General features: G+C 64.8%; 26 protein-coding genes and 2 pseudogenes. 15 read left to right on the top strand and 13 right to left on the bottom strand.

Translation table 11 applies throughout. The features are described from left to right. Positions 1–27 precede the first annotated feature (27 nt). Positions 28–825 carry a DUF899 domain-containing protein gene (locus AAFG13_RS01815; protein WP_342710954.1) on the bottom strand — a complete coding sequence of 266 codons (798 nt, stop codon included), beginning with the start codon at positions 823–825 and terminating at the stop codon, positions 28–30. Between the two features lie 213 nt (positions 826–1038). On the opposite strand from AAFG13_RS01815, the gene AAFG13_RS01810 reads away from it, so the two are divergent. From AAFG13_RS01810 to AAFG13_RS01795, 4 genes are all read left to right on the top strand, one after another. Then, the gene (locus AAFG13_RS01810; RefSeq protein WP_342710953.1) at positions 1039–1548 is read left to right on the top strand and encodes a MarR family transcriptional regulator; all 510 of its coding nucleotides are present in this window, start codon (positions 1039–1041) and stop codon (positions 1546–1548) included. Further along, positions 1545–2405, top strand: coding sequence for a DMT family transporter (locus AAFG13_RS01805; RefSeq protein ID WP_342710952.1), 861 nt, complete (start codon positions 1545–1547; stop codon positions 2403–2405). Before AAFG13_RS01810 ends, AAFG13_RS01805 begins: the two co-directional genes overlap by 4 nt. Before the next feature lie 99 nt (positions 2406–2504). Further along, positions 2505–3377: a bifunctional helix-turn-helix transcriptional regulator/GNAT family N-acetyltransferase gene (locus tag AAFG13_RS01800; protein WP_342710951.1), complete on the top strand. Its 873-nt coding sequence runs from the start codon at positions 2505–2507 to the stop codon at positions 3375–3377. A 69-nt stretch (positions 3378–3446) separates the two neighbouring features. Continuing rightward, a complete protein-coding gene (locus AAFG13_RS01795; protein ID WP_342710950.1) occupies positions 3447–3944 on the top strand; it encodes a peptide deformylase in 498 nt (165 codons plus the stop codon). Positions 3945–4057: 113 nt separating this feature from the next. Here the strand turns inward: AAFG13_RS01795 and AAFG13_RS01790 are convergent, their stop codons facing one another. After that, positions 4058–5317 (bottom strand): serine hydrolase, encoded by a 1260-nt coding sequence (locus tag AAFG13_RS01790; RefSeq protein ID WP_342710949.1) that lies wholly within the window; start codon positions 5315–5317, stop codon positions 4058–4060. A 291-nt stretch (positions 5318–5608) separates the two neighbouring features. Next, a complete protein-coding gene (locus AAFG13_RS01785; protein WP_212317917.1) occupies positions 5609–6085 on the bottom strand; it encodes a VOC family protein in 477 nt (158 codons plus the stop codon). 273 nt (positions 6086–6358) lie between these two features. On the opposite strand from AAFG13_RS01785, the gene AAFG13_RS01780 reads away from it, so the two are divergent. Beyond that, entirely contained in the window at positions 6359–6985 is a 627-nt protein-coding gene (locus AAFG13_RS01780) for a glutathione S-transferase family protein (protein ID WP_342710948.1), read from the top strand. A gap of 75 nt (positions 6986–7060) precedes the next feature. Here AAFG13_RS01780 and AAFG13_RS01775 read toward each other — a convergent pair whose 3' ends face one another. Further along, positions 7061–8257: a serine hydrolase domain-containing protein gene (locus AAFG13_RS01775; RefSeq protein WP_342710947.1), complete on the bottom strand. Its 1197-nt coding sequence runs from the start codon at positions 8255–8257 to the stop codon at positions 7061–7063. Positions 8258–8647: 390 nt separating this feature from the next. Between AAFG13_RS01775 and AAFG13_RS01770 the strand changes: the two genes are divergently transcribed. Next, on the top strand, positions 8648–8884 hold the full coding sequence (locus tag AAFG13_RS01770; protein ID WP_212317921.1) for a hypothetical protein: 237 nt from the start codon (positions 8648–8650) through the stop codon (positions 8882–8884). Positions 8885–9119: 235 nt separating this feature from the next. On the opposite strand, the gene AAFG13_RS01765 is transcribed toward AAFG13_RS01770, so the two are convergent. Further along, positions 9120–10016, bottom strand: a complete 897-nt coding sequence (locus tag AAFG13_RS01765; RefSeq protein ID WP_212317923.1) for a LysR family transcriptional regulator — start codon at positions 10014–10016, stop codon at positions 9120–9122. 289 nt (positions 10017–10305) lie between these two features. On the opposite strand from AAFG13_RS01765, the gene AAFG13_RS01760 reads away from it, so the two are divergent. Together AAFG13_RS01760 and AAFG13_RS01755 are read left to right on the top strand one after the other, a co-directional pair. Then, positions 10306–11040 (top strand): SDR family oxidoreductase, encoded by a 735-nt coding sequence (locus tag AAFG13_RS01760; RefSeq protein ID WP_212317925.1) that lies wholly within the window; start codon positions 10306–10308, stop codon positions 11038–11040. A gap of 41 nt (positions 11041–11081) precedes the next feature. After that, positions 11082–11681 (top strand): NADPH-dependent F420 reductase, encoded by a 600-nt coding sequence (locus tag AAFG13_RS01755; protein ID WP_342710946.1) that lies wholly within the window; start codon positions 11082–11084, stop codon positions 11679–11681. 792 nt (positions 11682–12473) lie between these two features. Here the strand turns inward: AAFG13_RS01755 and AAFG13_RS01750 are convergent. After that, positions 12474–12992: a hypothetical protein gene (locus tag AAFG13_RS01750; RefSeq protein WP_212424041.1), complete on the bottom strand. Its 519-nt coding sequence runs from the start codon at positions 12990–12992 to the stop codon at positions 12474–12476. Positions 12993–13551: 559 nt separating this feature from the next. On the opposite strand from AAFG13_RS01750, the gene AAFG13_RS01745 reads away from it, so the two are divergent. Further along, positions 13552–14652, top strand: a complete 1101-nt coding sequence (locus AAFG13_RS01745) for a nitroreductase family protein (RefSeq protein ID WP_212317930.1) — start codon at positions 13552–13554, stop codon at positions 14650–14652. Positions 14653–14759: 107 nt separating this feature from the next. Here AAFG13_RS01745 and AAFG13_RS01740 read toward each other — a convergent pair. Next, a pseudogene (locus tag AAFG13_RS01740) lies at positions 14760–15212 on the bottom strand (glutathione S-transferase C-terminal domain-containing protein); the annotation flags it as partial. Here AAFG13_RS01740 and AAFG13_RS01735 point away from each other — a divergent pair. Next, positions 15172–15264 (top strand): annotated as a pseudogene (locus AAFG13_RS01735) (TetR/AcrR family transcriptional regulator); the annotation flags it as partial. The pseudogenes AAFG13_RS01740 and AAFG13_RS01735 sit on opposite strands and share 41 nt — an antisense overlap. A 266-nt stretch (positions 15265–15530) precedes the next feature. Here AAFG13_RS01735 and guaA read toward each other — a convergent pair. Continuing rightward, positions 15531–17129, bottom strand: a complete 1599-nt coding sequence (guaA, locus tag AAFG13_RS01730) for a glutamine-hydrolyzing GMP synthase (protein WP_342710945.1) — start codon at positions 17127–17129, stop codon at positions 15531–15533. 136 nt (positions 17130–17265) lie between these two features. Here guaA and AAFG13_RS01725 point away from each other — a divergent pair, with 136 nt between their 5' ends. Both AAFG13_RS01725 and AAFG13_RS01720 read left to right on the top strand, forming a co-directional pair. Further along, entirely contained in the window at positions 17266–17664 is a 399-nt protein-coding gene (locus tag AAFG13_RS01725; protein ID WP_342710944.1) for a nuclear transport factor 2 family protein, read from the top strand. Between the two features lie 140 nt (positions 17665–17804). Next, positions 17805–18137 carry a DHCW motif cupin fold protein gene (locus tag AAFG13_RS01720; RefSeq protein WP_342710943.1) on the top strand — a complete coding sequence of 111 codons (333 nt, stop codon included), beginning with the start codon at positions 17805–17807 and terminating at the stop codon, positions 18135–18137. A 139-nt stretch (positions 18138–18276) separates the two neighbouring features. Here AAFG13_RS01720 and AAFG13_RS01715 read toward each other — a convergent pair whose 3' ends face one another. After that, positions 18277–18729 (bottom strand): helix-turn-helix domain-containing protein, encoded by a 453-nt coding sequence (locus AAFG13_RS01715; protein ID WP_342710942.1) that lies wholly within the window; start codon positions 18727–18729, stop codon positions 18277–18279. Positions 18730–18917: 188 nt separating this feature from the next. Here AAFG13_RS01715 and AAFG13_RS01710 point away from each other — a divergent pair, with 188 nt between their 5' ends. Further along, a complete protein-coding gene (locus tag AAFG13_RS01710; protein ID WP_342713530.1) occupies positions 18918–20120 on the top strand; it encodes an MFS transporter in 1203 nt (400 codons plus the stop codon). Between the two features lie 177 nt (positions 20121–20297). Here the strand turns inward: AAFG13_RS01710 and AAFG13_RS01705 are convergent, their stop codons facing one another. Continuing rightward, on the bottom strand, positions 20298–21596 hold the full coding sequence (locus AAFG13_RS01705) for an RsmB/NOP family class I SAM-dependent RNA methyltransferase (RefSeq protein ID WP_212317943.1): 1299 nt from the start codon (positions 21594–21596) through the stop codon (positions 20298–20300). 22 nt (positions 21597–21618) lie between these two features. Continuing rightward, a complete protein-coding gene (locus AAFG13_RS01700) occupies positions 21619–22041 on the bottom strand; it encodes an MAPEG family protein (protein WP_342710941.1) in 423 nt (140 codons plus the stop codon). A gap of 169 nt (positions 22042–22210) precedes the next feature. Between AAFG13_RS01700 and AAFG13_RS01695 the strand changes: the two genes are divergently transcribed. Next, positions 22211–22648 carry a hypothetical protein gene (locus tag AAFG13_RS01695; protein WP_342710940.1) on the top strand — a complete coding sequence of 146 codons (438 nt, stop codon included), beginning with the start codon at positions 22211–22213 and terminating at the stop codon, positions 22646–22648. A gap of 126 nt (positions 22649–22774) precedes the next feature. After that, positions 22775–23611, top strand: a complete 837-nt coding sequence (locus AAFG13_RS01690) for a metallophosphoesterase (RefSeq protein WP_342710939.1) — start codon at positions 22775–22777, stop codon at positions 23609–23611. Positions 23612–23617: 6 nt separating this feature from the next. On the opposite strand, the gene AAFG13_RS01685 is transcribed toward AAFG13_RS01690, so the two are convergent. Together AAFG13_RS01685 and AAFG13_RS01680 are read right to left on the bottom strand one after the other, a co-directional pair. Continuing rightward, a complete protein-coding gene (locus AAFG13_RS01685; protein WP_212318058.1) occupies positions 23618–23857 on the bottom strand; it encodes a hypothetical protein in 240 nt (79 codons plus the stop codon). 219 nt (positions 23858–24076) lie between these two features. Then, entirely contained in the window at positions 24077–25111 is a 1035-nt protein-coding gene (locus AAFG13_RS01680) for an NADP-dependent oxidoreductase (RefSeq protein WP_212317951.1), read from the bottom strand. Positions 25112–25228 lie beyond the last annotated feature (117 nt).

Here is a 25228-nt window from a genome sequence, read left to right as displayed (position 1 = left end):
TGCGTGCGTCCTCCCTGCTCCGCCCCGTTAAGTCGCCTTGCGTTCCTGTTCGGCGATCTTGCGGAACGCAGCTTCGCCGGCGTCGGTCACGGCGGCCCACTTCGCGTTCGGCGCGGCCTCGGCCTCGTAATTGTCGTGCCAGTTCCACCATTTGTACGTCGGCCCCTGCGGATAGCCCTTGGGCGAGTCCTCCCAGAGCTCCTGACGGCCGAACGGCGTGATGTCGAGATAGCTCCACACCGTGCCCATCGATTCATCGCCGCGGCTGTTGACGAGATAGGTGCGGAAGATCCGCTCACCGTCGCGGACAAACACGTTGTGGCCGTGCCATTCGGCGACGCCGAAGTCGGCATCAAAACTGTCGGTGATCGTGTACCACGGCATCTCCCACTCCATCCGCGCCTTCAGCCGCGCGATGTCGGCCTGCGGCGCGCGCGACGCGTAGGCCAGCGTGGTGTCGCGCTGGTTCAGATGCGAGAGATGGCCGACCTGATCGGCGCCGAGCGAGCAGCCGCGGCAACCGTGATCCGGCCAGCCGAACACGCCGGGCTCGAAGAACGCGCGGTAGACGATCAGTTGCCGGCGGCCTTCGAACAGATCGAGCAGGCTCGCCTTGCCGTTCGGTCCTTCGAAGACATACGCCTTCTCGACCGCCATCCACGGCATCCGCCGCCGCTCGGCGGCAAGCGCGTCACGTGCCCGCACCTGCGCCTTCTCCTTCACCAGCATCTCCAGACGCGCCGCCTCCCACGCCTCCCGCGACACCACGGGCGGGGTCTGCATTGCCGCCAGTCCGCCGCGATCGTTTTCAGCTGATTTGCTCATGATGATCTCCATCTTTCGAATTGGACGAACTCCGCGACCACGGCGCAGTTCCCGCGCCGAGGCCGTTCGTCATTGGCCATGCCGCAATCTGGCGCGGCGGCAACGGATGATGGGAGTGACAAGTGTGTCGGGATTTCCGCGCATGCGCTCCGATCGCTTCAATCTCTTGCACAATACTTGCACTTTGCAATTACATGTGCGAGCCTCGCCGCCATGAAGCAATCCGCTGCCCCCGCATCCGACGATGGCCTGAAGCTCAGCGCCTGGCTGCCCTATCGCCTGTTCCTCGTCGCGGCGCAGGTCGCCCGCCCGCTCGAGAGCTTCTACAGCGAGACGTTCGGATTGAGCCAGGCCGGCTGGCGTATCCTCGCCGTCATCGCCGAGCGCGATGCGGCCAATGCCTCCGAAATCGGCCGCGCCTGCGCGCTCGATCCGTTCGCGGTCAGCCGCGGCATCGGCCAGCTCACAGAGCTCGGCTTCGCGATGCGGCGGCCGGCCAAGACCGATCGCCGCTTCGCCGCGGTCAGCATCACCCGCAGCGGCCGGATCGCCTTCAACAGGATCGCCGCACTGGGCAGTGCGATCGAAGCGCGGCTGCTCACGCGCCTCTCGGACAGCGAGCGGACAACACTCGATTCCGCGCTCACCCGGCTCGAGGGAGAGAGCGCGCGGATCGACGCGGGCGGCTGGCGCGGGCTGCTCGACGATGCCACAACGCCATGACAGCCGCACTGTTCGCGCTGACCGCACTGCTGTGGGGCGGCGGCGCACTGGCCACCGCGATGCAGGCCGGCGTCACGCCCGCGCCGTGGTCGGTCGCGCTGCGCATGGTGCTCGCCGGCCTCATCCTGCTTGGCTATGGCCGGCTGCGCGGCGTGCCGCTCGGGATCCCGCGCAAGGACCGGCTGGCCGTCGTGTTGCAGGGCCTGTTGTTCTTCGCCATTGCCTTCATCGCCTTCTATGAAGCGACCGCCCGGATGCCGAGCGGACTTGCGGCACTGGTGCTGTCGACATCCTCGCTGTTCGCGGCCGTGATCGCGCGGGCCGCGCTCGGCGTCACGATCTCCCCGAGCTTCGTGTGGGGCGCGCTGTGCGGCATCCTTGGCCTTGCGATCATCTTCCTGCCCGGCGCCACCGCGCATGGCGCTGCGCCGCTTGCGGGGCTGGCCTGGGCGCTCACAGCGGCGGTCGCGACCGGCGCCGGGACGACGGTCGGCGCGCGCAACCAGCGCGCCGGGCTGCCCGTGGTCTCCGTGCTCGCCTGGGGCGCATTCGTCGGCGCGGCGGCGAGCGCGCTCTGGGCCGTCGCGACCCGCACGCCGTTTGCCGCCGACGTCTCGCTCTCCTATTTGACGAGCTTCCTCTATCTCGCCATCGCCGCGTCCTGCATCACCTTCATGCTCTATTTCGAGCTGGTGCGCCGGCTCGGTCCCGGCCGCGCCGCCTACACGCTCGCGCTGGTGCCGCTTGTCGCCCTCGTGTTGTCGGCGTTGTTCGAGCACCTCGCGCTGGGCTGGCCGGTGCTCGCCGGCGCCGCCGCGATCCTTGCCGGCAATTTGCTGGTGCTGGCGCGGGGCTAGGTTCCAGCAATATCCGGCTCGCAGCAGGTTCGCACCGGCTCCATCAACGGGATCGGCCGCCGATTGACGCAGCGACGATATCTGACTAAAGTCAGATATATGCTCGATCCGGTTTCCCGCGTCCGCCGCTTCAACCGTGCCGTGACCTCCGCCGTCGGCGCGCTCGACACCTCGTTCCTCGGCCGCGGCCGGCCGCTCGGCGCGGCGCGGGTGCTGAACGCGATCGGGCACGGCCGCACTGACGTCGGCGACATCAGGGATTATCTCGGGCTCGATTCCGGCCTGATGAGCCGCCTGTTGCGCAGTCTCGAGGACGAAGGGCTGATCGAGACCACGGCGCATGGCGACGATGCGCGCCGCCGCATCGCCCACCTGACGGCGGCGGGCAAGCGCCAGTTCAACGCCTATGAGGCGATCTCCAACCGGCAGGCCAAGGACTTCCTTAGCCATCACACCCAGCGCGAGGCGCTGCTTTCGGCGATGGATCTGATTGCCTCGGCGCTCGGGCGCGACGGCACGGCACTGCAGGAGATGGACCCGCACAGCGATGCGGCGCGCTACTGCCTCGGCGAATATTACGCCGAGCTGGCGCGGCGCTTCAAACAGGGATTTGACGTCAAGCTGTCGCGCGACCCTAACGCGAAGGACATGGTCCGCCCGCGCGGCAGCTTCGTCGTGGCGATGTCGGACGGCCTGCCGATCGGCTGCGTCGGACTGAAGGGCAGCAGCAGCGAGTTCGCGGAGATCAAGCGGCTCTGGGTCGCGCCCGCTGCGCGCGGGCTTGGCCTCGGCCGTCGCCTGATGGACGCAGCCGAGAAGGCCGCGCGCGAGCTCGGCATCGCGGTGCTGCGGCTCGACACCAACAGCGCGCTGGCCGAAGCCGGCCAGCTCTACCGCCGGAGCGGCTGGACCGAGATCCCGCGCTTCAACGACGACCCCTACCCTGACCTGTTTTTCGAGAAGCATCTCTGAGCGGCGCGCCGCGCGCGGGCTCTGCATCGGCGTGTTGTCCGGCGCGATGCGCTGGCCTAAGACACCGGCATGACCATCCGTCCCATCGTCCGCTATCCCGATCCGCGGCTTGCGCTCCCAGCCGAGCCGGTGACCATGTTCGACGACGCGCTGCGCGAGCTGGCAGCCGACCTGCTCGAGACCATGCATGCGGCACCAGGCATCGGCATCACGGCGCCGCATATCGGCGTGCCGCTGCGGGTCGTGGTGCTCGAGCTCGACGCCAGCGAAGGACCGCGGGCCTATGTCAATCCGGAGATCATCTGGACCTCGTCGGAAATGATCCTGCACAAGGAGGGCAGCGTCTCGATGCCCGGCGTCAACGACGAGGTCGAGCGGCACGCGCGAGTCCGGATCCGCTATCAGGACGTTTACGGCAACGTGGAGACCGAGGAGTCCGACGGGCCGCGCGCGGTGTGCCATCAGCACGAGATCGATCAGCTCGACGGCGTGTTCTGGATCCGGCGGTTGTCCCGCCTGAAGCGGGAGCGGCTGATCAAGCGGTATGAGAAGATCGCGCGCGGGTAATTTGTAGGGCGGGTTAGCGAAGCGTAACCCGCCGCAACGATCGCGGCGGCCAGTTGGTGGATTACGCCTCCGGCTAATCCACCCTACGCCACCGAACAAATTGGTCTGCGTCTCTACCCTCCCGCGATCAAATCCTTCGCCAGCGCCATATAGGCCGGCAGCGTCACCGGGTCGTTGGCAGCGTTGCCGGCGGCGTGATGCGAGGCGTAGCGCGCGATCACCATTTCGGCTTTCGGATCGATATAGATGCCCTGGCCGTGCACGCCGCGCGCCATGTAGGCGCCGTGCGCGTTGTGCGTCACCCACCACTGATTGCGGTAGGACGCGCCGGGCAGTGTGGTGTAGCCGGCCGGCTTGAATTTTTCGGGATCGCCGCCCCGCGCGATGTCCTCGACGACAGTGGACGGCACGATCTGCCGGCCGTTGAAACGGCCGTGATTGCGGATCGTCTCGCCGAACCGGGCGAGATCGCGCAGCGTCGTCGACAGCCCGCCGCCGCCGCTTTCGGTGCCGATGCGGTCGACGTGATAATGCGCATCCTCCTCCGCGCCCATCGGCGCCCAGACCTTCTCGGAGAGCAGGTCAGACAAGGTCATGCCGCTGGCGCGCCGGCAGATGAAGGCCAGCACGTCGGTGTTGACGGTCTTGTAGGCGAAGGCCTTGCCGTGCTCGCCCTGCTTCCGCTGCGCGCAGAGGAAATCGAAGATGTTGGTCGCGCCCTCATAGCCTGCCGGGATCGGCGCCATGCCGTTGGCGCGCCGCAGCCCCCACACGTCGGAATTCTTGTCGGTATAGACCTCGGTGTATTTGAGCCCCGTGGTCATATCCATCACCTCGTGCACGCGCGCATCGCCGAACGCGCTTGCCTTCAGCTCCGGTACGTAGTCGGTGACCGGCGCCTGCGGATCGATCTTGCCTTCGGCGACCAGCGTGCCGGCGAGCACGCCGGTGAACGACTTCGTCACCGACATCGCGATATGCGGCTTGTGCGGCCTCAACGCGCCGAAATAGCGCTCGTAGATCAGCTTGCCCCGGTGCAGCACGGCGATGCCGTCGGCATAGCTCTCCTCGAGCATGCGCGCGAACGTCTGCGAGCGGCCGTCCATGGTCACCGACGCGGACGCTCCGATGTCGTGATCTGCACGCGGCAGCACCGACGCCGGCCCTGCCCCGCGCCAGACATTCACGGTCGGCACCAGCTGGCGGATGTTGCTCCAGGCCCAGCGCAATTCGGGGAAGCTGCGGAACGAGCCGTCCCGGAAGGTGATCGTCTTGTCCTGCGGCGGCGGAAAGCCCTGCATCCAGCCGAGCGTCTCGGGATCGGACTCGGCGGCGGTGGGCGTTTGTTGCGTGGCGGCGGCTGCGACGGACATCAAGGCTGGCTCCAGAGCTGCGATGCGAAATCCGTATCACGCAGCAGTAAGGGGCACATCCCACGTTTGCGCCGGGGTGACCGTCGCGGCGAGCGCATGCTGCGACGTGAATGACCGTGCGCCGCACATAACAGCTCGATCCGACACATGACTGTCGCGTCCGGGCCAAATATTTCCAGCCAGCGGTTTACGCCGCAGTGCGTAGGGCGGGCTAGCGAAGCGTAACCCGCCATCAAGGAGCAAGGGCAACAGCATGGTGGATTACGCCGTCGGTTAATCCACCCTACGCCTCTACGCATTCATCGCCGCCCGCCCGATCGCGGCGATGTCGATCTTCTTCATCGTCATCATCGCCTCCATCGCGCGCCGTCCTGTGGCGCGATCGGATCCGTTGACGAGCTCGAGCAGCCGCCGCGGCGTGATCTGCCAGGTAAATCCCCAGCGATCCCGGCACCAGCCGCACGGCAGTTCCCTGCCGCCGTTCGAAGTGACCGCATTCCAGTAACGATCGGTCTCCTCCTGGCTGTCGGTGAGCACCATGAAGCTGACCGCCTCGTTCGGCGCGTAGTTGGAGCCGCCGTTCAGCCCGACGAAGCGGCGGCCGAGCACGGTGAACTCTACCGTCAATTCATCACCCTGTCCGATGCCCGGTATCGGCGAAACATGCCCCACATCGACATGGCTGTCGGGAAAAGTCGCGGCGTAGAATTCCGCCGCTGCGCGCGCCTGGCCCTGATCGAACCAAAGGCATGTGACGAGGTCGGTCATTTACAGTCTCCTGGTTTATGCGGAGGACGCTTGGCCGAGGCGCCAGCCGACAGCACGACGACAGGCTTATGAAAATAATTTGCATGATTGGTGTTTGTCACAGTTCCGCCGCTAGACGCACAGTGTCCTCCTGGCGAAAGCCAGGAGGAACTCGGGAGACCCATAAACCGAGGCAGGCTCGCGAAACGCAGTCGAAAGATTCCGGGATCGGCTGTCGTGAAACGCACCGCCCGCTCGTCCTCGGGACACCAGGCAACGACATGGAGTGAAACGATGACCCCCACCATCACCGCCTTCGAACGGTCACCCGACGGCGGCAAGGGGCTGGCGCGCGATACGCGGGTTCGCTGGGCGCTGGAAGAAGTGGGCCGGCCTTACGCGGTTCGCCTTGTTTCGTTCCAGGCAATGAAGGAACCGGCGCATCTGGCGCTGCATCCCTTCGGCCAGATACCGACCTATGAGGAAGGCGATCTCGCGCTGTTCGAGACCGGATCGATCGTGCTCCATATCGCCCAGCGTCATGCGAGCCTGCTGCCTGATGATGCCAATGCCCGCGCCCGCGCGATCACCTGGATGTTTGCCGCGGTCAACACGGTGGAACCGCCAATCCTCGAGCTCGCAACCGCCAGAATTCTGGAGAGCGACAAGCCATGGACCAGGGAGCGCATGCCTCTGGTCGTGGATCGCGTCCGCGACCGGCTGAAGCAGCTCGGCGATGCCGACTGGCTCGATGGCGCGTTCAGCGCGGGCGACTTGATGATGGTGTCGGTGCTGCTCAGGCTGAGACTATCGGGCATCCTGAACGAGTTTGCGAACCTCGCCGCCTACGTGGCGCGCGGCGAAGCGCGACCGGCGTACAAGAGGGCCTTCGACGCTCAGCTGGCGGTCAACACGCGCTAGCAACCGACCCGCTGAGGTTGGCGAACCGGCGTCCATCCCGGATCAAGTCCGGGACAGGCTTCGCTCGAAAACGCGCTAGTCGAATGGCTCGGGTTCTGCCAGCGGCTCGGTCAGCTCGAATCCTGGATGAAGCTGCGAGATAATCTTTAGCGCGGTGCTGCCGGGTGCCATCCCCGCGGGATGCACGCCCGACGCATCGAAATACTGGTTGCTCAGCATCGCGACACCGCATTGCAGTTCCGGCACAACGATCACGATTGCCTCGAACCCGCCTTTGCTCGTCGCGCCGTTCTTGGTGAAGACGGTATGGCCTTGCTGGTCGGTGGTGATTTGCCAACCGAGCCCCATGGTGACGCTGTTCTTCTGCCCGCAGACGGGGAATGTCCCCTGGTTCTGCTGCGTGAGCGCGATCTGCGAGCCGAGCGGTCCCTTCGGGGCCGCAATCTGCGCCGCAAGAAACCTGAGCATATCGTCGCCGGTAGATTTCAGATCAAAGGCAGTGCCGCCGGTCGGCGTATTGCGGTCGAAAACGATCGAATATGGCGGCACAGAGCTCTTGCTCCAATGCCCGATACATCCCTGCGCGATCTTCCAGGAAGAATTGAGCACGGCTCCGGTCTGCTTCATGCCGAGCGGACCGGTGACGTATTCGGCCAGGATCTCGTTGTAGTTGTGGCCCGGGTCTTTTCCGTACATCTGCGTAACCGCAAAACCCAGTGTCACGAAACCGATATTGGAATACTGCCAGCATCTCGGCGGCGGCGTATCGTATTGATTCCACCAGGCGACGAGTTCGCTGGAGGGCGGCTGATCCGCAAACAGTTGCTGGCTGTAGCCGGTCAAGCCGTCCCCCGGCTGCTCCGGCATGCCGGAGGTATGGGTGGCGAATTGCACGAGCTGGATGGCGTCCAGCACCGGCGTTCCGATCGGGTTCGGGCTGAGGTTGTGGCCAGCGTTCAGATACGGGCCGATCGCGTCATCAAGACTAGGCCCACCCGCTTTGACCGCCACCGCCAGCAATGTGCTGGTAAACACCTTGGTCACCGATCCGATCTCGAACACCGTGTCTGTCGTGACAGCAAATGGCGTGGGCGAAGAGCCGGGCACGCCTGACAGTCCCTTGGGATAGACGTAGCCCTTGGTGCCGAACGACTTTTCGTCGTAGACGGCGATGCAGCAGCCAGGCGCGTTGCTGATACCGAGATAACTTGCGGCCGCCTGCTGAACGATCTGTGCCGGACTTGTCGTCGCTTCGATCATTTGGTCGCTCATTTCGCTCTCTCCCAGTGAAGATGCACAATGTTGACCTTTGGTTGCATACTCTCATACAATTTCTCCCAGCGCGAGTGAAATCACCGTTACTGTTTGTTTCAAAGTTCGGTCATTGGAAGTTCGTGCGGAAAGCAGCGTCATCATTGTCATCTCGCCCGCTCATTCCCATGGAGCGATAGCGGATCGAAGAACACCGGGCCAGAGGGGACCAACGAACGCGGAACCCCGCCATCGCGAGCACAGCTTCAAGACGCGCCGGATGACGCTTCGAACCCCTCACGCAGCGTTGAGCCAGCGTGAGCAAGGATTGCATTTAAGTGCGCATGCTCTGCGCACATCTATCTGACGAGGCCAGGCTCCTTGGCCCCTTAAGCAAAACGGAGAAACTCAATGACGAACGTCAAACTGTTGTCGGCTGCTTTCATCGCGGTTGCAATGATCGCGTCACCGGCGATGGCACGTGAAATCCACGCTGTTTCCAGGCATGTTGCCGAAGCCAATGCCGCCGCGCCGGCCGAGCCCGTCTATGTCGATGGCCGCGCCTGCATTCCGGCGCCGCGTGTCGGTTCATTCGCGACTGCGCCCTGGACCGGCGGCAATGTCCCCTGCGAACCGGGTCCGTATTGATCGCGCAGCGAACAGACGAGCTGCCCCCTAGCCGCTTGACCGGCGTGGTGTGCCATCGCGACATCTCGCGAAACAGCGAGTAGCCCGCATAAGCGCAGCGATATGCGGGACACCGCGCGACACGCGGATAAAAAATGCCCCGGATATCGCGGAGCCTGTCATCGGGCGCGCGTTCGCGCGACCCGTTGGCTCATCCGGGCTACACTTGCAACTCCCGTCGCCGACCTGCCGGGCGTCAGTCGCGCGATATCGACAGCCCCGCGAGAAGCGGCGCGTACGCGGCGAGCCTGCGGGAAACGAACTCGGTGAAGAGCCGCACGCGCTTCGTCTTGCGTGTCTCGCCCTGTGTGAGAAGCCAGAGCGTTCCGTACATGTGCAGGTCGGTGCCCGGCACCCTCACCAGTTGGGGGTCGGCATCGCCGACGAAGCACGGCAGCGTCGTCATCCCGATCCCCTGCCGCACCGCGACGATCTGCGCCTCGGCATCCGTAACCCTGAACGGAACCTCGGCGGTGCGAACCTCACCCTCGTGGGCCCAGTCCGGGATCCCATGAATGCTGATGACGATCCACCGGATGGGATCAGGCGCGCCCGCACGCCACGCGGCCAGTCGATCGCGGGATATGTAGATGCCACCGAACAGCTCCGGTCCCTTCAGGCCGTGCAGGTTGAGCGGCAGGGTTTTGCGGTCGTAAACGACGCGGATCGCGACGTCGGCCTCTCGGTTGGTCAGATTTGCCAGCTCGCCGAACGACAAGATTTCCATCTCGATGTCCGGATGCAGACCCGCGAAATCGGCGAAGTCCGGCATGAGCAGGTGTGTCGCGAGCGGCGGTGCCAGCGTCACCCGCAGAAGCCCGCGCACGCTCTGGTCGCGCCCGAAGACGCGCGTCTCCAGCAGGTGCGACGACGCTTCCATCTGCTCCGCGAACGCGAGGACCTCCTCGCCCGCAGCCGTCAGGCGGTAGCCCGAAGGCAGCTTCTCGAACATGTGCACCCCGAGGCGTTCCTCGAGCTGGGCGATGCGTCGCAGCACGGTCGAGTGGTTCACACCGAGGCGCTCGGCGGCAGCCCGCACCGAGCCTCCGCGCGCGACGGCAAGAAAGTAGCGAACGTCATCCCAGTCGATCATGGTGCATTCCAGCACCGCTGGGGTGCGCCTTCCAAACCCCGTCTCCAATACATCGAACGGCATCTCGTATGTGGGTAGCACGGGCGGTTATCATAGCCCATGCCGACAAGCGCAGCCCAATTCCGGACGGCGGACACCGATCGTCGCGGCTGGCGTCGTCGTCCAGCCGGATCGATTTCGCACCACCGATGTGCGCGCCTCCGCACTCAACGCCTGATGCCGGCAGACCCATCTCGAGGTTCTCGGGGGCATCCCCGAACGACCAAAGACGGAATTTGAAGGAGAAGTCATGCGAAAGCTTGAGGGTAAGGTTGCAGTCATCACGGGTGGATCGAGCGGCATGGCGCTGGCGAGCGCCAGGCGGTTCGTTGAAGAAGGCGCCTATGTTTTCATCACGGGCCGAAGGCAGGAGGCGCTCGACGAAGCCGTCAGGCTGATTGGCCGGAACGTGACCGGCGTGCGCGGCGACGCAGCCAATCTCGACGACCTCGACCGTCTGTTCGACACGGTCAAGCGGCAAAAGGGCACGATCGACGTCCTGTACGCGAGCGCCGGCATCGGCGAAGCCGTCCCGCTGGGCGAGATTACCGAGCAGCATTTCGATGCGACCTTCGGCCTGAATACGCGCGGCACGCTGTTTACGGTGCAGAAGGCGTTGCCGCTGCTCAACGATGGCGGATCGATCTTCATGACCGGGTCGGTTGCTTCGGTGAAAGGTTTTCCCGGTTACGGCGTGTATGCGGCGAGCAAGGCGGCGTTGCGCTCATTCGCGCGCACCTGGCTCAACGAACTGAAGGGCAGGAACATCCGGGTGAACGTGCTGAGCCCCGGGCCGATCGCCACGCCTATGCAGGACCAGGTTCTCACGGAGGAAGCGAAGCGGATGTTCGAGTCTCTGATCCCGCGGGGGAAAATGGGTCTGCCCGAAGAAATCGCGGCGGCTGCGCTGTTCCTCGCCTCAGACGATTCGAGCTTCGTGAACGGCGTGGAGTTGTCGGTCGACGGCGGCTTCTCGGCGATCTGACAGGCCGGGAAATCAATATCAACACGGATCGGAGAAGCATGATGAGCTATGCCATTGTAGGATTCGGCAAGATAGGCCAGGCCCTCGCCCGCGCCTTCGCCCGCAAGAACATCGAGGTGGCCGTCGCGAGCAGACGCTCGCCCGAGAAGCTGGCGCCGCAGGCTCAGGCGATTGGGCCCACGGTCGTTGCCAGATCGCTGCGGGATGCCCTTGAGGCCGACACGATCATCCTGGCGGTCCCGTTCGAGGAGCACCGCGAGGTCGCGAAGGCCCTGCCGAGTTGGCAAGGCAAGACGGTCATCGACGCGATGAACGCGCTAGTTCCCCTTGAGGAGCTGGACGGTCTGCTGTCCTCCGCCTTCGTCGCGAAGGCGTTCACCGGCGCCAGGCTCGTGAAAGGCTTCAATCACCTGATTGCGGCCAAGCTGGCTGCCGATCCGATCGTCGAGGGCGGCCACCGGGTGATCTTTCTGTCTGGTGACGACGAGGACGCGACCGCTCCCGTGGCGGCCCTGGCCAAACAACTCGGGTTCGCACCCGTCAAGCTGGGAAAGCTCAACGAGGGTGGCGCGCTGGTGCACGCACGCGGCAGGACGTGGGGCCAGCTCATCTTCCAGGATTTGTTCAAGAAGGAGCAGTGATCGATCTGGGACAATGTGATCGACGCCGAGAACCGGTCGCGCGCGAGCAGCGCGCGACCGAATATTGGAAGGGCACAAAGTCGCGAAGGGGTTGGGTGGGCCTGACGGCGTATGGGCGCCGTTCGAAGAATGGGGAGGCGCCCGGCCGAGCGGCAGGTCTGCGGGTCGCTATCGACTGCTATCGATGGCCGAGGATTCGCGCCAGTGTCCTCTGCTATCCGATACTACTCTACGGTACCCCCTTCAGTCCCACTCAATCGTCCCCGGTGGCTTGCTCGTCACGTCGTAGACCACGCGGTTCACGCCCTTCACCCTCGTTGATGATGCGCGTCATTATTTGCGGGATCCTGCGCTCTGCGAGCCTCGGCAACATGCGTCCACATTTCCGCGACGGAAACCGCCCGGGCCGTTGTGTCTGGTTCTGCCCTCTCTCGAAACAGAGGGCGCATGGAGACCGGGTGCCGATCGCACCCATGGGCCCCGTGCAGTGAGATAAGCGCGGGGTAGGACCACAAGCAAAACCGGGAACATCCCGGCCTTCCCTGCGCGATGGTTGTGCGGCTTACTTCGTGCTCTCCCCGGCGAGACTGGGTTTGCTTGTCACCGCCCTCGCAAGGCGCTTCTCGCTCTGCGAGAGGACACCGGCCACTAGGGTGATTTGTCGCAGATGGAAGAGCGGGATTTGATTTGCGCCGGGGTAAATCAGCGTGCGTGGAACGGCATGAGCAGTAAGTCATAATGCGCTGATGGACGAGCCCCGGCTATCGCTACGCTCGTCCGGGCTGCGTTGGCTCAGCACAGCCATATCCAGCGCGAGCACTCGCCGAACGTAAGCCACCGCACGGCGAGCAGGCCAACCCCCAGCAGGATCAACGGCGCAAAGACCTCAAGAGTGTAGCGCGTGATCCGCTCCGGCAAGAACGAGTCGAACAACGGACCCTTGCCGGCGCCGTATCGAACCGCGATGGCGGTCAAGGGACATTTTAGACCATTTCCTACGAATATGGCGCTCTCCACGCCCAAAAGCGCCAGGGCAAACCAGACCAGCCGGCCGTGCGAACCCGCGATGACGGCGTAAAGGATGTAACAGGTCGCCCCCGTCATCACGACATAGATAGCGGTGTGAATGGTGCGCACAGCGGTCAAGGGGCGCGCCTGAAAGTATGGAAGCAAGCCGAGGGCGAACTGGGCAGCCAGACCGACGTTGCCTGAGATGGTCGCGTACGCAGACAAATGCTCAGACAAGGAGCGATGAAAAACAGTCAGGGACAGACCGAGTTCCGCCACCATCATCAAGGCGAAGGCCGCCATGCCCAGGACTATCCGAGGTCCTGCAGCGTCGCTGATCCCAAAGCGTTCCACGCACCAGGCAGATACGAACCAGCTTACGGCCAACATCAGCGGCGCCTCCAACAGCACGGCCGCAGTTTCGCCGACGCGCGGGACGACCAGGAATACACGTATGGCACCCAGGGCAAAGCCGCATAGGAACACGATCGCCCAATAGGCTGCTGCCGCCTCGATCAGGCGCCAATTGGAGCTTCGAGGTTGGAGCGGCGAAACTGGTTGCCGAGGAACGGCGTGAAGGGCATCATCCTGAATGGCAGCTTGCGGTCGATCATGTGGCGTCGGCGATACGGAGATCGTATCGCAGCCGGACGCCAAGTGCGAACGAACGTCAATTTCCTCCTTTCTTGCCCCTCGAAATCTCCTCGACACCTGCTTCGTCCTTTCTCGGGCCGCTCATTTGGCCGAAACGTCAGCTTGCGCTCCTCTTATCGTGCAAGACGGATGGAAGGACCTTGACCGGCATCAAAGGGGAATCTCCCGCACGGCTGTACCTTGACCACGAATTTCCGCGCGAGGCCGCATGAACAGGAGAACAATGCTTACCGGCGTCGGCGCCGCGCTCGTCACCGCCGGTGCCGGCATGGCCGGTTGGCGAGCCGCTGCCGGCTCGATGGCAGACTATGCGGCCTACGCTGCCCGCCTACGCAGCGACCTGGCGCCGCCGGATTTGCAGGCCGTGGTGCGATACGCCACCCTGGCGGCCAACGGTCACAATACGCAGCCGTGGACGTTTCACCTTGAGACACAGGCAATAGAGATTCGGCCGGACGTGCGGCGGCGAACGCCTGTCGTGGACCCCGACGACCATCACCTCTATGTCAGCCTCGGATGCGCCGCGGCCAACCTCGCCCTCGCTGCAGCGGCGACCGGCCGTCCAGGTGAGTTGTCGTTCGCCGCAGACGCTGGAAGAGTCCGTTACGACTACCTCCCGGGTGAGCCCAAGTTGGATCCGCTCGTCGGCGCCATACCGAAACGTCAGTGCACGCGCGCCGAATATGATGGTCGCACAATTCCGGCAGCCCTCCTCGCCGAGATCGAGCGCGCGGCGGCGACGCCGGGTGTGGGCCTCGCGCTCGTCACCGACCGGGCGCGGATAAACCGGGTGCGGGATCTTGTCCTTGCCGGCAACAAGGATCAGATGAACAACCCCGCCTTCATGCGTGAGCTGAAGCAATGGATCAGATTCAATCCGCGCAGCGCGATGGCAACCGGAGACGGGCTGTTCTCTGCCGCAAGCGGCAACCCCGTTCTGCCGACGGGCTTGGGCCGGTTTGCGTTCGACACGATGTTCAATGTCGCGGAGGAGGATCGCAAGTACGCGCGCCAGATCGACTCCTCCGCCGGGATTGCGATCTTTTTCGGCGAACGGTCTGCCCCTGACCACTGGATCCGGGTCGGCCAGGCATGCCAGCGCTTCGCTCTCGCCGCGACCCATGTGGGGCTCAAAATCGCCTTCATCAACCAGCCGGTCGAAGTCGCTCACCTGCGCGCCGAGCTCGCAGCCATCGTCGGCGAGACCCGGAGGCCAGATATCGTGATCCGCTTCGGTTACGGACCCGCGCTGCCATTCTCGCCAAGGCGATCAGCACTTTCAGCAGTTGGGCAGGTCAGCGAAGTGTAGCCCGCCCTTCCCGTGCAGTGGCCGGCGAGCGGATACGGCGGATTACGCTCCGGCCGATCAACGCTGTCGGCCAAACTCAAGAAGGCCGTCGTTCACAGACAACGATTTCAAGCGGATGCCTCGGTGGTTTCGGACATCGTTATCCGGTTCTTGACGCTGGGACGCTCCTGCATCCTTGCGTACCAGGCAAGCAGAGCCTCGCACTCCGCGGGCACCGGCACCTTCACGAGCGCCGCGAAGATCAAGCCGCCCATGACGGTGATATCGGTCATCGTGAACACCTCGCCGGTGACGAACGACTGTCTTTTCAGAATGCCATCGAAGTAACGCATCCCCCTGAGGGCCTTGTCGCGCTGACGGCGCCCCCACTCGGCGTTCTGATAAACCTCGACATGAGGCCCAAGCCCCGGTGTGGCGTGGTGGAAATAGTCACTGATGGCGTCGAGCAACTCCAGCTCGGCGCGCTTGCTCATCGTGTGGATCACGCCCTTTTCGCGCGGCGTCCCGCCAATCAGCGTCGGCGCGCAGCTCATAGCAAGGAGCCGCTCTGACATTTCGCTGTTCGATTCGTTAATTGACGGCTATCGCGCCGCCGGTCTCCTGCCGGCATAGATCATCCATGGCTCGATGAGCGGATGCGGTGGATCACGCCTCCGGCTGATCCACGCTCTGCTGCTCAAGGGTCTCGAAACTGACGCGGCCGCGACCTGCTTGGCTACGGATCACCGTCACCTCCACGTGACGACGACTCGCGGAGCGAAGCAACTCGCCGACTGGTGGCCATCAATAAGTTTGCTGAGCGACGGCTCAACACGCTAAATACAACGCGTTCGGTACATCCCTGCCCAAAGCTAGAGCCTCGCGCCAGTTCGCCAATCCTACTCCCACTCGATCGTCCCCGGCGGCTTGCTTGTCACGTCGTACACCACCCGGTTGACGCCCTTCACCTCGTTGATGATGCGCGTGGCGGTCTCGGCAAGGAATTTCATGTCGAACTGGTAGAAGTCGGCGGTCATGCCGTCGGTCGAGGTGACGGCGCGGAGGCCAACGACGTATTCGTAGGTGCGGCCGTCGCCCATCACGCCGACGGTCTTGACGGGCAGCAGCACCGCGAAGGCCTGCCAGATCGCATCATAGAGGCCGTGCTTGCGAATCTGGTCGATATAGACCGCGTCCGCGTTGCGCAGGATGTCGAGCTTTTCCCTGGTGATGTCGCCAGGGCAGCGGATCGCGAGGCCGGGGCCCGGGAACGGGTGGCGGCCGACGAAGACTTCGGGCAGGCCGAGCTCGCGTCCGAGCACGCGCACCTCGTCCTTGAACAACTCGCGCAACGGCTCGACCAGCTTCATGTTCATGCGCGCCGGAAGGCCGCCGACATTGTGGTGCGACTTGATGGTGACCGACGGGCCGCCGGTGAAGGAGACGCTCTCGATCACGTCGGGGTAGAGCGTGCCCTGCGCCAGGAATGCGGCGCCGCCTATCTTTTTCGCTTCCGCCTCGAACACGTCGATGAACAGCCGCCCGATGGTCTTGCGCTTCACTTCGGGATCGGTGACGCCTTCGAGCTCGCCCAGAAACTCTTTCGACGCGTCCACATGGACCAGCGGGATGTTGTAGTGGTTGCGGAACAGGTCGACGACGGTCTTGGCCTCGTCGAGCCGCAGCAGGCCGTGATCGACGAACACGCAGGTGAGCTGGTCGCCGATCGCCTCGTGGATCAACACCGCCGCCACGGCGGAATCGACACCGCCGGACAGGCCGCAGATCACCTTGCCCCGGCCGACCTGGGCGCGGATCTTCTCGATCGCCTCCTCGCGGAAGGCGCGCATGGTCCAGTCGCCGGTGAGGCCTGCGACCTTGCGGACGAAGTTGCGCAACAGTTTTGCGCCGTCCGGCGTGTGCACCACCTCGGGATGGAACATCAGGCCGTAGTACTTCCGCTTCTCGTCCTGGATGATCGCGAACGGCGCGTTCGGCGAGGTGCCGGCCACCGAGAAACCGGGCGGCATCTTGGTGATGCGGTCGCCATGGCTCATCCACACCTGGTGCTTTTCGCCGTGGCCCCAGACGCCGTCGAACAGCTGGCTGTCGGTCTTCACCTCGACGTCGGCGCGGCCGAATTCGCGGTGGTGCCCGCCTTCGACCTCGCCGCCGAGCTGGGCGGCCAGCGTCATCTGGCCGTAGCAGATGCCGAGCACGGGAACGCCGGACTCGAAGATCAGCTGCGGGGCGCGCGGCGAGCCGGTCTCGTGCACGGACTCAGGGCCGCCGGAGAGGATCACCGCCTTCGGCTTCATCTCCTTGAAGGCGGCCTCGGCCTTCTGGAACGGCACGATCTCGGAATAGACGCCCATCTCGCGGACGCGGCGGGCGATCAGTTGCGTCACCTGGCTGCCGAAATCGACAATCAGAATCTTGTCATGCGCCGAAGCCACCGTGGGCGCCGACGAGTCATGGGCTGTGTGCTGGGCTGTCATGGCAAGCAGATACGCGACGGCGCCCGCCCCCGCAACCGCGCAGCGCGGGGCGCCCACATTCTTCTTTGGGCATGGACAAATCGATATAGGTAAGTATTATTGACCTAATTTGGCCATAACCAGTGGGAGGATACCAATGCCGGATTTTCACGAACCGTCCCGCCTCGCAGCGCTTGGCCGCGACTGGGTCGACGCCTGGAACGCGCGCGACCTCGAGCGCGTGCTGGCGATGTATTCGGAGGACACCGAGATGACCTCGGACCGGATCCCGGCACTCGGCTTCGGCGCCTCCGGCACCGTGCGCGGCAAGGCGCAGCTGCGGGCCTATTGGAGCGCCGCGCTCGCCAAGCTGCCCGAGCTGCCCGAGCTGCATTTCGAGCTGATCGACCTCTATGTCTCGCCCGACAGCGTCGTGGTGTTCTACCAGAACGAACGCGGCAAGAAGATCTGCGAATATCTGCGGCTCGATGTCGAAGGCAAGATCCGGCAAGGCTCGGCGAACCATCTGGTGGGTGGAGGCGCCGTCGAATCGTAGGGTGGGTTAGCCGATTGCGTCGGCGGTTGCTCAACGAGCGAAGTCGCAAGGCGTAACCCACCGAGTCACACGACGAGAAAGCTGGTGGGTTACGCCTTCGGCTAACCCACCCTACGATACCGAGCTTGAGGACGCCGCCGATGAAAATCCCGACCCTGCCCTTCACCGTTACCGACTGGAGCAACGTCGAACCTTCAGTGCATCCCGGCGAGACCGGGCAAGCGCTGTGGCGCACGCTCAATATCGGCGAGCTGCGGGTGCGGATGGTCGAGTATTCTCCCGGCTATCTCGCCGATCACTGGTGCGATCGCGGCCATGTGCTGTTTGTGGTCAAGGGCGAGCTCGACACCGAGCTGCGCGACGGCCGCAAATTCACGCTGAAGCCGGGCATGAGCTACCAGGTCTCCGATTTCGGCGACGCCGCGCACCGCTCGTCGACAGCGACGGGTGCGACCCTGTTTATTGTGGATTGAGTGGGCAATCTACTCGTCCCGTCACCCTGAGGTGCGAGCGGAGCGAGCCTCGAAGGGCGACGGCCCGGCTCCATCCCCATCCTTCGAGGCTCGCAAGAGCTCGCACCTCAGGATGACGCCAGTGCATGGGGGCACAGGCTCACCGCCTCCGCGCCGCGACCTTCTTCACCTTCGTATCCGCCCAGCTCAGCGGCTTGCCGCTCTTCGACGGCAGCACGAGTTGGCCGACGGCCTGCCCGGCCTGGTCCAGCAGCACCGAATGCGGCTCGCCCCGCGCGTAGAGATGCGCCTCGCCCCATTGCCGCAAGGAGACCACGATCGGGAACAGGTCGTGTCCCCGCTTCGTCAGCACATATTCCTGGTAGGCGCTGCCGTCTGAGGCGGCGACCTGCTCGAGCACGCCGGTTTCGACCAGCTTGCGCAGCCGCGCCGTCAGCATGCCCTTGGCGATGCCGAGGTTCCTCTGGAAGTCGCCGAACCGGCGCAGGCCGTCGAACGCGTCGCGCACGATCAACAGCGACCACCAGTCGCCGATCGCATCCAGCGCGCGGGCCACCGGGCATTCCGCCTTTGCGAATCCGGTCCGCTGCATCGCGCTCCACCTCTCTTCGATCACGATTCCGAACCGGTCCTAAAATAGGACTAGACAGGCCGCGACGCAACTGGTCTCATTATAAGACCGGATTGCAAAATTGCAGCGGAGGCAAGATGACGAACCAGACCATGACGGAGGCCGGACCGGCCAAGGGCGATCACAAGACCGACGACAAGCCCCGCGACATGAAGGCAGGCGCGCTATCGCCCGCGATTGTGCTGCTGTTTGCGGTCGCCTGCGGGCTCAGCGTCGCCAACATCTATTCCGCCCAGCCGCTGCTCGACACCATGGCGCAGGATCTCGGCATTACCCCCGCCGCGATCGGCATCGTGGTGACGCTGACCCAGGTCGGCCTCGCCTTCGGCCTGATGCTGATCGTGCCGCTCGGCGACCTCTGGGACCGCCGCAAGCTGATCGTCGGCCAGATCATGCTGTCCGCGGTCGCGCTCGTCGTGGTCGGCACCGCGCCGAATGCGATCGTGCTGTTTGGCGGTATGGCGCTGGTCGGGTTGCTCGCTGTCGTGATCCAGGTGATCGTCGCCTTCGCCGCGACATCGGCCTCGCCGGCCGAGCGCGGACAGACCATCGGCACCATTCAAAGCGGCGTCGTGTCGGGCATCCTGCTGGCTCGTTTTGCGTCGGGCACGCTGGCCGATATCGGCGGATGGCGCATGGTCTACCTGACCTCGGCGGTGCTGATGCTCGCGATGGCCGCGCTGCTCGCCTATGTGCTGCCGCGGCAGCCGCCGCGGGCGCTGACCGGATCATCCTATGCAAAGCTGCTGCGCTCGACGGCCGCGCTGTTCTCCGAGGAGCCGGTGCTGCGCGAACGCGCCGTGTTCGCGTTGCTGATCTTCGCGAGCTTCAGCGCGTTCTGGAGCGCGGTCGTGCTGCCGCTCTCAGCGCCGCCGCTGTCGCTGTCGCACACCGCGATCGGAATGCTCGGCATTGCCGGCCTCGCCGGCGCGCTGGCGGCGCGCAATTCCGGCCGCCTCGCCGATCGCGGCTGGGGCCAGCGCACCACCGGATTGTCGCTGCTGCTGATGCTCGCCGGCTGGGCGCCGATCGCCTGCCTGCATGCGTCGCTGTGGCTGGTGCTCGCCGGCGTCGTCATGATCGACTTCGCGGTGCAGGCCGTCCATGTCACCAACCAGAGCCTGATCGTAGCTGCCCGCCCCGAAGCGTCGAGCCGCCTGATCGGCGTCTACATGGTGTTCTACTCGGTCGGCAGCGGGCTCGGCGCGATCTGCTCGACGATGGCCTATGCGGCCGCTGGCTGGCTCGGCGTCTGCGCGCTGGGCGCCGCGATCAGCGCCTGCGCGTTGCTGTACTGGGTCATCGTGGTGAGCAGGACGCCGGCGCCGGCGGGCGTGTGCTCCGAAGCGTAGGGTACTCAACTCGTCATTGCGAGCCACCCGGTCGGCGCAAAGCGCCGCCGGATGACAGGCTCCGCGAAGCAATCCATCGTGCCGCATGTGCGGAGCCGTGGATTGCTTCGTCGCTTCAGCGCAAAAATTGTTTTGCAATTTTGTCGCGAGCTCCTCGCAATGACGGCGGAGAAAGCCTCACGCCTTCTTCAGCACCGAGACAAAAAACCCATCCGTGCCGGTGCGGCGCGGCGTCATCAGCAGGCCCTCCGCCGATTGCAGCGCGGCTTCCGCGAATGGCTCAGCCTTGTCCCATAGCACCGATGCGGTCTGCTCCGGCGGCTGCACCGAAAACTCCGGATGCCGCGCGATGAACGCCTTGACCTGCTCGCCGTTCTCCTCGGCCAGCACCGAGCAGGTGATATAGGCGATCCGGCCGCCGGACTTGACCAGCGGCGCGGCGCGCGCCAGCACCTCGGCCTGATCCTTCAGCCGCACCTCGAGCGCGCCGGGGCGCATCCGCCATTTGGCGTCGGGATTGCGGCGCCAGGTGCCGGTGCCCGTGCACGGCGCGTCGATCAGCACGAGGTCGGCGGAGGCCTTGATGTCGGACAGCACCTCGTCCTCGCCGCGCGGCGTGCGTACGTCGCAATTGTGCACGCCGGCGCGCGACAGCCGCTCATGGATCGGCACGAGCTGGCGCTTGTCGCTGTCGGTCGCGATCAGCCGGCCCTTGCCGTCCATCATGGCGGCAAGTGCCAGCGTCTTGCCGCCGGCGCCGGCGCAGAGGTCGATCACCTGCTCGCCGGGCTTGGCCGCCGAGAACAAAGCGGCGAGCTGCGAGCCCTCGTCCTGGACCTCGATGGCGCCCTTGATGAAATCCTCCTCGGCATGGATGCCGGGGTTGCGCGCGTCGGCGCCGAGCTCGATGCGCAGGCCGAGCGGCGACCACGGCGTTTCCCTGGCGCCGAGATGCGACAGGCGCGGCAGCACCTTCTCGCGCTTGCCGCGCAGCGTGTTAACGCGCAGATCAAGCGGCGCGCGGCTCGCCATCGCGGTCGCTTCCGCTGCGCGGTCGTCGCCGAACACCTTTGCCAGATGCGAGTCGAGCCAGTCCGGATAGTCGCCCGCGACATGCGCCGGCGCATCCTTGAGCGAGCGCGAGGCCAACGCAGCCTCCTCGGTCGCGGTCAGCGGATCCGGCGCGAAGCGGCCGCCGTCGCACAGCGCCGAGATCGTCGGGATGTCCATGCCGCGCTCGAGCTTGAGCATGCCGAGCACCCGCGACCGGGCGCTGGCATCGTCCATCAACCAGGCGGCGGAGGATTGACGGCGCAGCACGTCCCAGATCAGGCCGGAGATCGCGGCGCGATCGCCGGAGCCGGCATAGCGGTGTGCGGTGCCCCATTCCTTCAGCGCTTTCGCCGCGGGAATGCGCTGTGCGTCGATGGTAGCGATCAGCTCGATCGCGGCGGAAAGCCGGGCAGCGGGGGTCATCGATCTCTTTCGGTTGGGCGCATCAAATCAGCAGCAGGAGCTTGAGCGCGAAATACAGCCACATCGCCGCCAGCACCAGCACGCCGGCGAACCAGGCGAGCGAGCGCGGCCGCACGTCGTTGGAGGTGACGAATATCCCGGCATGGGCAAACCGCGTCACCACGAAAACCCAGGACATCAGCACGATGAACAGATCGGCACGGCGCAGCGGCAGCGCAATGGCGATCAGGACATAGAACAGCACCGGCAGCTCGAACTGGTTGGCAAAGCAGTTGCCGAGCTGGGTGGCGCGCTCCGGCCAGTTCGGCTGGCGCAACGCGATATCGGCCATCTTGGTCTCGCCGCTCGCCAGCGTCCTCGTCCGTGCCGTCGCCATCGCGAACAGCAGCACGAAGGTGAGGCCAATCTGGATGAAGACCGGCAGCAGAACCATTTGAACCGACATCAAGAATCTCCCTTAAGCCGGGCGCCCGGCCGCCCTCTTAGCCGCCACGGCCGCGCAATACAATGAAGCGCGCCAATAACGCGCTTGGGTAACCCGTTGAACCATCTTCCGAGCCCGGGTGACCAACTCCCGAGAATAATGGCGGTTTCAGTTCCTCACGGCTGACGCGATGGGCATCATCACCCCGATCCTGGACGGCGCGGCCCTGGCGGCCGCAGGCCTCGGCGATCTCGTCACCTCCCAATTGAAGGCGATCGACCCCGGCATCGGCTGGTTCGACGACGCGGCGGATGGCGGGCTCGGCATGGTGCTGTCGGGGCTCGCCGGCGTCGCCGCCGCGCTCCTGGTCGGCATCCTGCTCTCGGTTTATTTCCGCAGCGGCTATCGCTCGACGCGCGACATCCTCAGGCACAGCCTCGCCACGGCGCTGGTGCTCAGCCTGCTCGGCTATGCGGCCTACGACATCGGGCACGATGCGCTTGCCTATCTCGGGCTCAACGCATCGCCGGCCGTGACGGGAACAAGCCCGCCGAACACCGGGCTGCTCGGAGGTCGGGGCGGTCCGCCTGCCCTGCCCATCCGCGCGGGCAAGCAGCTTGCGATCTAGCGGCTTGCGACGCTGGATCAAACAAGACATCAAACAACGCATCAAACAGAGCAGCGAAGAACACGCTGAAATCGTCATCGTTCCGACTTCGCGCCGACACTATAATTCGGCCGAAAGGATCGATGCATGCCCCAATTTCGTCTGACCCAAATCTCCGACACCCACCTCGCGCGTCGCTTCAAGCCGCTCGTCGACAACTTTCATCGCGTCAGCGAACACATCGACACGACACGTCCCGATCTCGTGCTCAACTCCGGCGACGTCGCGTTCGATGGTCCGACCAGCCGCGACGATCTGGTGTTCGCCAAGGAACTGCACAGCGCGCTGCCGGTCGATTGCCTCTATCTGCCGGGCAATCACGACATCGGCGACAATCCGACCGCGGTCGGCCCGGTGCCGGCGCAACTGCCGACCGAAGAGACGCGCCGCGCCTTCACCTCGGTGCTCGGCGAGGATCGCTGGCATTTCGACGCCGCCGGCTGGTGCTTCATCGGCCTCAATTCGCTGATCATGAACACCGGCCTCGACAGCGAGGCCGCGCAGTTCGACTGGCTCGCCTCAGCGCTCGACAAGGCCGTCGGCAGACCGGTCGCGCTGTTCCTGCACAAGCCGCTCTATCTCGACGTGCCCTACGATGCCGAACGCGTCGAGACCGCGATCCGCTTCGTGCCGCAGCCGGCGCGCCGCCGCCTGATCGAGATGTTCGGCAAGGTCGATTGGCGCCTGGTCGGCAGCGGCCATGTGCACCAGCGCCGCGACTACACGTTCGAGCATGTCAGACAGATCTGGGCGCCCTCGGCCGGCTTCATCATCTCAGACGCGAGACAGGAAGTGATCGGCATCAAGGAAACCGGCCTGGTCGAGTACCGCTTCCAGCCGGACAGCTTTGAAGTCCGCCACATCAGGGCCAAGGGTCAGGTCGATGTCGACCTGGACATGCTGCTCGGCAAGCAACCGGCGTGAGCCGTCTCAGCTCCGCGCCGCGTCGTTCAGGTCCCGCTTGATGACGGTAAGCAGCGCCTGCAGCGAGTCCTTGTTCGGCTGCGGCGCGGGCTGCATGCGTGGCATGAAGCGGACCGGCTCGGCGGCCGGCTCGTCCTCGACAAATTTTCCATGCAAGACGTCGTCGCGGCGGCCCATGACGAACATCGTCGCCCAATAGCCGAGGGCGAGGAGAATGACCCCGGAAACAATAGCTTCAAAAACCATGGCTACACCTGAAATATAGCCATATTGAATCAACTGCGCCGGGTCCCCGTCAAGCAATTGGGGGCCTAAAAGCCCCCAAAAGCCCGCCATTGTGGCGTTTTTGATACTTGTTGCGCGGAATGGGAGCTGGAATGCCTCGTTTTGACGCGTTTTCTTCGCGCGAACCGGTGCCCATCCCGGATCAAGTCCGGGACAGGCTTCGCTCGAAAGCACTATCGCTCAGGCCTTGTCCGGCCCGATCCGGACCAGCTGCTTGCCGAAATTGGCGCCCTTGAGCAGGCCCATGAAGGCCTCCGGCGCGCTGTCCAGGCCCTCGGTCACGAACTCCTTGTACTTGACCTTGCCCTCGCGCACCCACTGCGACATGTCGCGCAGGAAGTCGCCATGCATGGCGGCGAAGTCGCTGACGATGAAGCCGCGGAAGGTCAGCCGCTTGGTCAGGATGTTGCGCATCATCGCGCCGGCCCATTTCGGGGCGTGCGCTTCGGTGTCGTTGTAGTGTGCGATCAGGCCGCAGACCGGGATGCGCGCGAACGCATTGAGCAGCGGAAACACCGCGTCGAACACCGCGCCGCCGACATTCTCGAAATAGACATCGATGCCCTTCGGGCAGGCTTCCTTGAGCTTCGCCGCAAGGTTGGGATCGCGATGATCGAGGCACTCGTCGAAGCCGAGCTCGTTCTTGACGTAGGCGCATTTGTCCTTGCCGCCGGCGATGCCGACCGCCCGTGCGCCCTTGATCTTCGCGATCTGGCCGACCGCCGAGCCGACGGCGCCGGACGCGGCAGCAACCACCACCGTCTCACCCGCCTGCGGCTTGCCGATCTCGAGCAGTCCCGTATAGGCGGTCATGCCGGGCATGCCGAGCACACCGACCGCGGTCGAGATCGGCGCGATCTTCGGATCGATCTTGGCGAGCCCCTTGCCGTCGGACAGCACATGCGTCTGCCAGCCCGCGCGCGACAGCACGATATCGCCCTTGGCAAAGGCGGGATTGTTGGACGCGATCACCTCGCTCACCGTGCCGCCTTCCATCACGCCGCCGACCGGCACCGGTGCGGCATAGGATGGACCGTCGGCCATGCGGCCGCGCATATAGGGATCGAGCGACAGCCAGATGGTGCGGAGCAGCACCTCGCCCGCGCCCGGCGTCGGCGGCGTGTAGTCCTCAAGCCTGAAATTGGCCGGCGTGGGCTCGCCATGCGGGCGCGAGGCCAGAACGATGCGCTTTCCTTGGGCGTTTCCTTGGGACATGCTGATTTCCTCTTGAGGTGATTGGTTCGTGGCGCACACGTAGTCACGCAATCCAGCTCCCCGCAAGGGAGATGGATTTGCTGTTTCGCGCGCGCCTGTTTGAAATGTTGTTTGAAA

The sequence above is a fragment of the Bradyrhizobium sp. B124 genome (genome assembly GCF_038967635.1).
Taxonomy (GTDB): Bacteria; Pseudomonadota; Alphaproteobacteria; order Rhizobiales; family Xanthobacteraceae; genus Bradyrhizobium.
The sequence above is the reverse complement of the archived record's forward strand: the minus strand, read 5'-3'. Positions and strand labels throughout refer to the sequence as shown.

Coding starts and splice junctions, on each gene's coding strand:
- AAFG13_RS01695 (WP_342710940.1), top strand. CDS start 22,211: ATGGGCATCATCACCCCGATCCTGGACGGCGCGGCCCTGGCGGCCGCA.
- AAFG13_RS01720 (WP_342710943.1), top strand. CDS start 17,805: ATGAAAATCCCGACCCTGCCCTTCACCGTTACCGACTGGAGCAACGTC.
- AAFG13_RS01700 (WP_342710941.1), bottom strand. CDS start 22,041: ATGTCGGTTCAAATGGTTCTGCTGCCGGTCTTCATCCAGATTGGCCTC.
- AAFG13_RS01680 (WP_212317951.1), bottom strand. CDS start 25,111: ATGTCCCAAGGAAACGCCCAAGGAAAGCGCATCGTTCTGGCCTCGCGC.
- AAFG13_RS01750 (WP_212424041.1), bottom strand. CDS start 12,992: ATGGCGGCCTTCGCCTTGATGATGGTGGCGGAACTCGGTCTGTCCCTG.
- AAFG13_RS01725 (WP_342710944.1), top strand. CDS start 17,266: ATGCCGGATTTTCACGAACCGTCCCGCCTCGCAGCGCTTGGCCGCGAC.
- AAFG13_RS01760 (WP_212317925.1), top strand. CDS start 10,306: ATGCGAAAGCTTGAGGGTAAGGTTGCAGTCATCACGGGTGGATCGAGC.
- AAFG13_RS01715 (WP_342710942.1), bottom strand. CDS start 18,729: ATGCAGCGGACCGGATTCGCAAAGGCGGAATGCCCGGTGGCCCGCGCG.
- AAFG13_RS01780 (WP_342710948.1), top strand. CDS start 6,359: ATGACCCCCACCATCACCGCCTTCGAACGGTCACCCGACGGCGGCAAG.
- guaA (WP_342710945.1), bottom strand. CDS start 17,129: ATGACAGCCCAGCACACAGCCCATGACTCGTCGGCGCCCACGGTGGCT.
- AAFG13_RS01815 (WP_342710954.1), bottom strand. CDS start 825: ATGAGCAAATCAGCTGAAAACGATCGCGGCGGACTGGCGGCAATGCAG.
- AAFG13_RS01810 (WP_342710953.1), top strand. CDS start 1,039: ATGAAGCAATCCGCTGCCCCCGCATCCGACGATGGCCTGAAGCTCAGC.
- AAFG13_RS01705 (WP_212317943.1), bottom strand. CDS start 21,596: ATGACCCCCGCTGCCCGGCTTTCCGCCGCGATCGAGCTGATCGCTACC.
- AAFG13_RS01805 (WP_342710952.1), top strand. CDS start 1,545: ATGACAGCCGCACTGTTCGCGCTGACCGCACTGCTGTGGGGCGGCGGC.
- AAFG13_RS01785 (WP_212317917.1), bottom strand. CDS start 6,085: ATGACCGACCTCGTCACATGCCTTTGGTTCGATCAGGGCCAGGCGCGC.
- AAFG13_RS01790 (WP_342710949.1), bottom strand. CDS start 5,317: ATGTCCGTCGCAGCCGCCGCCACGCAACAAACGCCCACCGCCGCCGAG.
- AAFG13_RS01770 (WP_212317921.1), top strand. CDS start 8,648: ATGACGAACGTCAAACTGTTGTCGGCTGCTTTCATCGCGGTTGCAATG.
- AAFG13_RS01795 (WP_342710950.1), top strand. CDS start 3,447: ATGACCATCCGTCCCATCGTCCGCTATCCCGATCCGCGGCTTGCGCTC.
- AAFG13_RS01710 (WP_342713530.1), top strand. CDS start 18,918: ATGAAGGCAGGCGCGCTATCGCCCGCGATTGTGCTGCTGTTTGCGGTC.
- AAFG13_RS01690 (WP_342710939.1), top strand. CDS start 22,775: ATGCCCCAATTTCGTCTGACCCAAATCTCCGACACCCACCTCGCGCGT.
- AAFG13_RS01745 (WP_212317930.1), top strand. CDS start 13,552: ATGAACAGGAGAACAATGCTTACCGGCGTCGGCGCCGCGCTCGTCACC.
- AAFG13_RS01775 (WP_342710947.1), bottom strand. CDS start 8,257: ATGAGCGACCAAATGATCGAAGCGACGACAAGTCCGGCACAGATCGTT.
- AAFG13_RS01765 (WP_212317923.1), bottom strand. CDS start 10,016: ATGATCGACTGGGATGACGTTCGCTACTTTCTTGCCGTCGCGCGCGGA.
- AAFG13_RS01800 (WP_342710951.1), top strand. CDS start 2,505: ATGCTCGATCCGGTTTCCCGCGTCCGCCGCTTCAACCGTGCCGTGACC.
- AAFG13_RS01755 (WP_342710946.1), top strand. CDS start 11,082: ATGAGCTATGCCATTGTAGGATTCGGCAAGATAGGCCAGGCCCTCGCC.
- AAFG13_RS01685 (WP_212318058.1), bottom strand. CDS start 23,857: ATGGTTTTTGAAGCTATTGTTTCCGGGGTCATTCTCCTCGCCCTCGGC.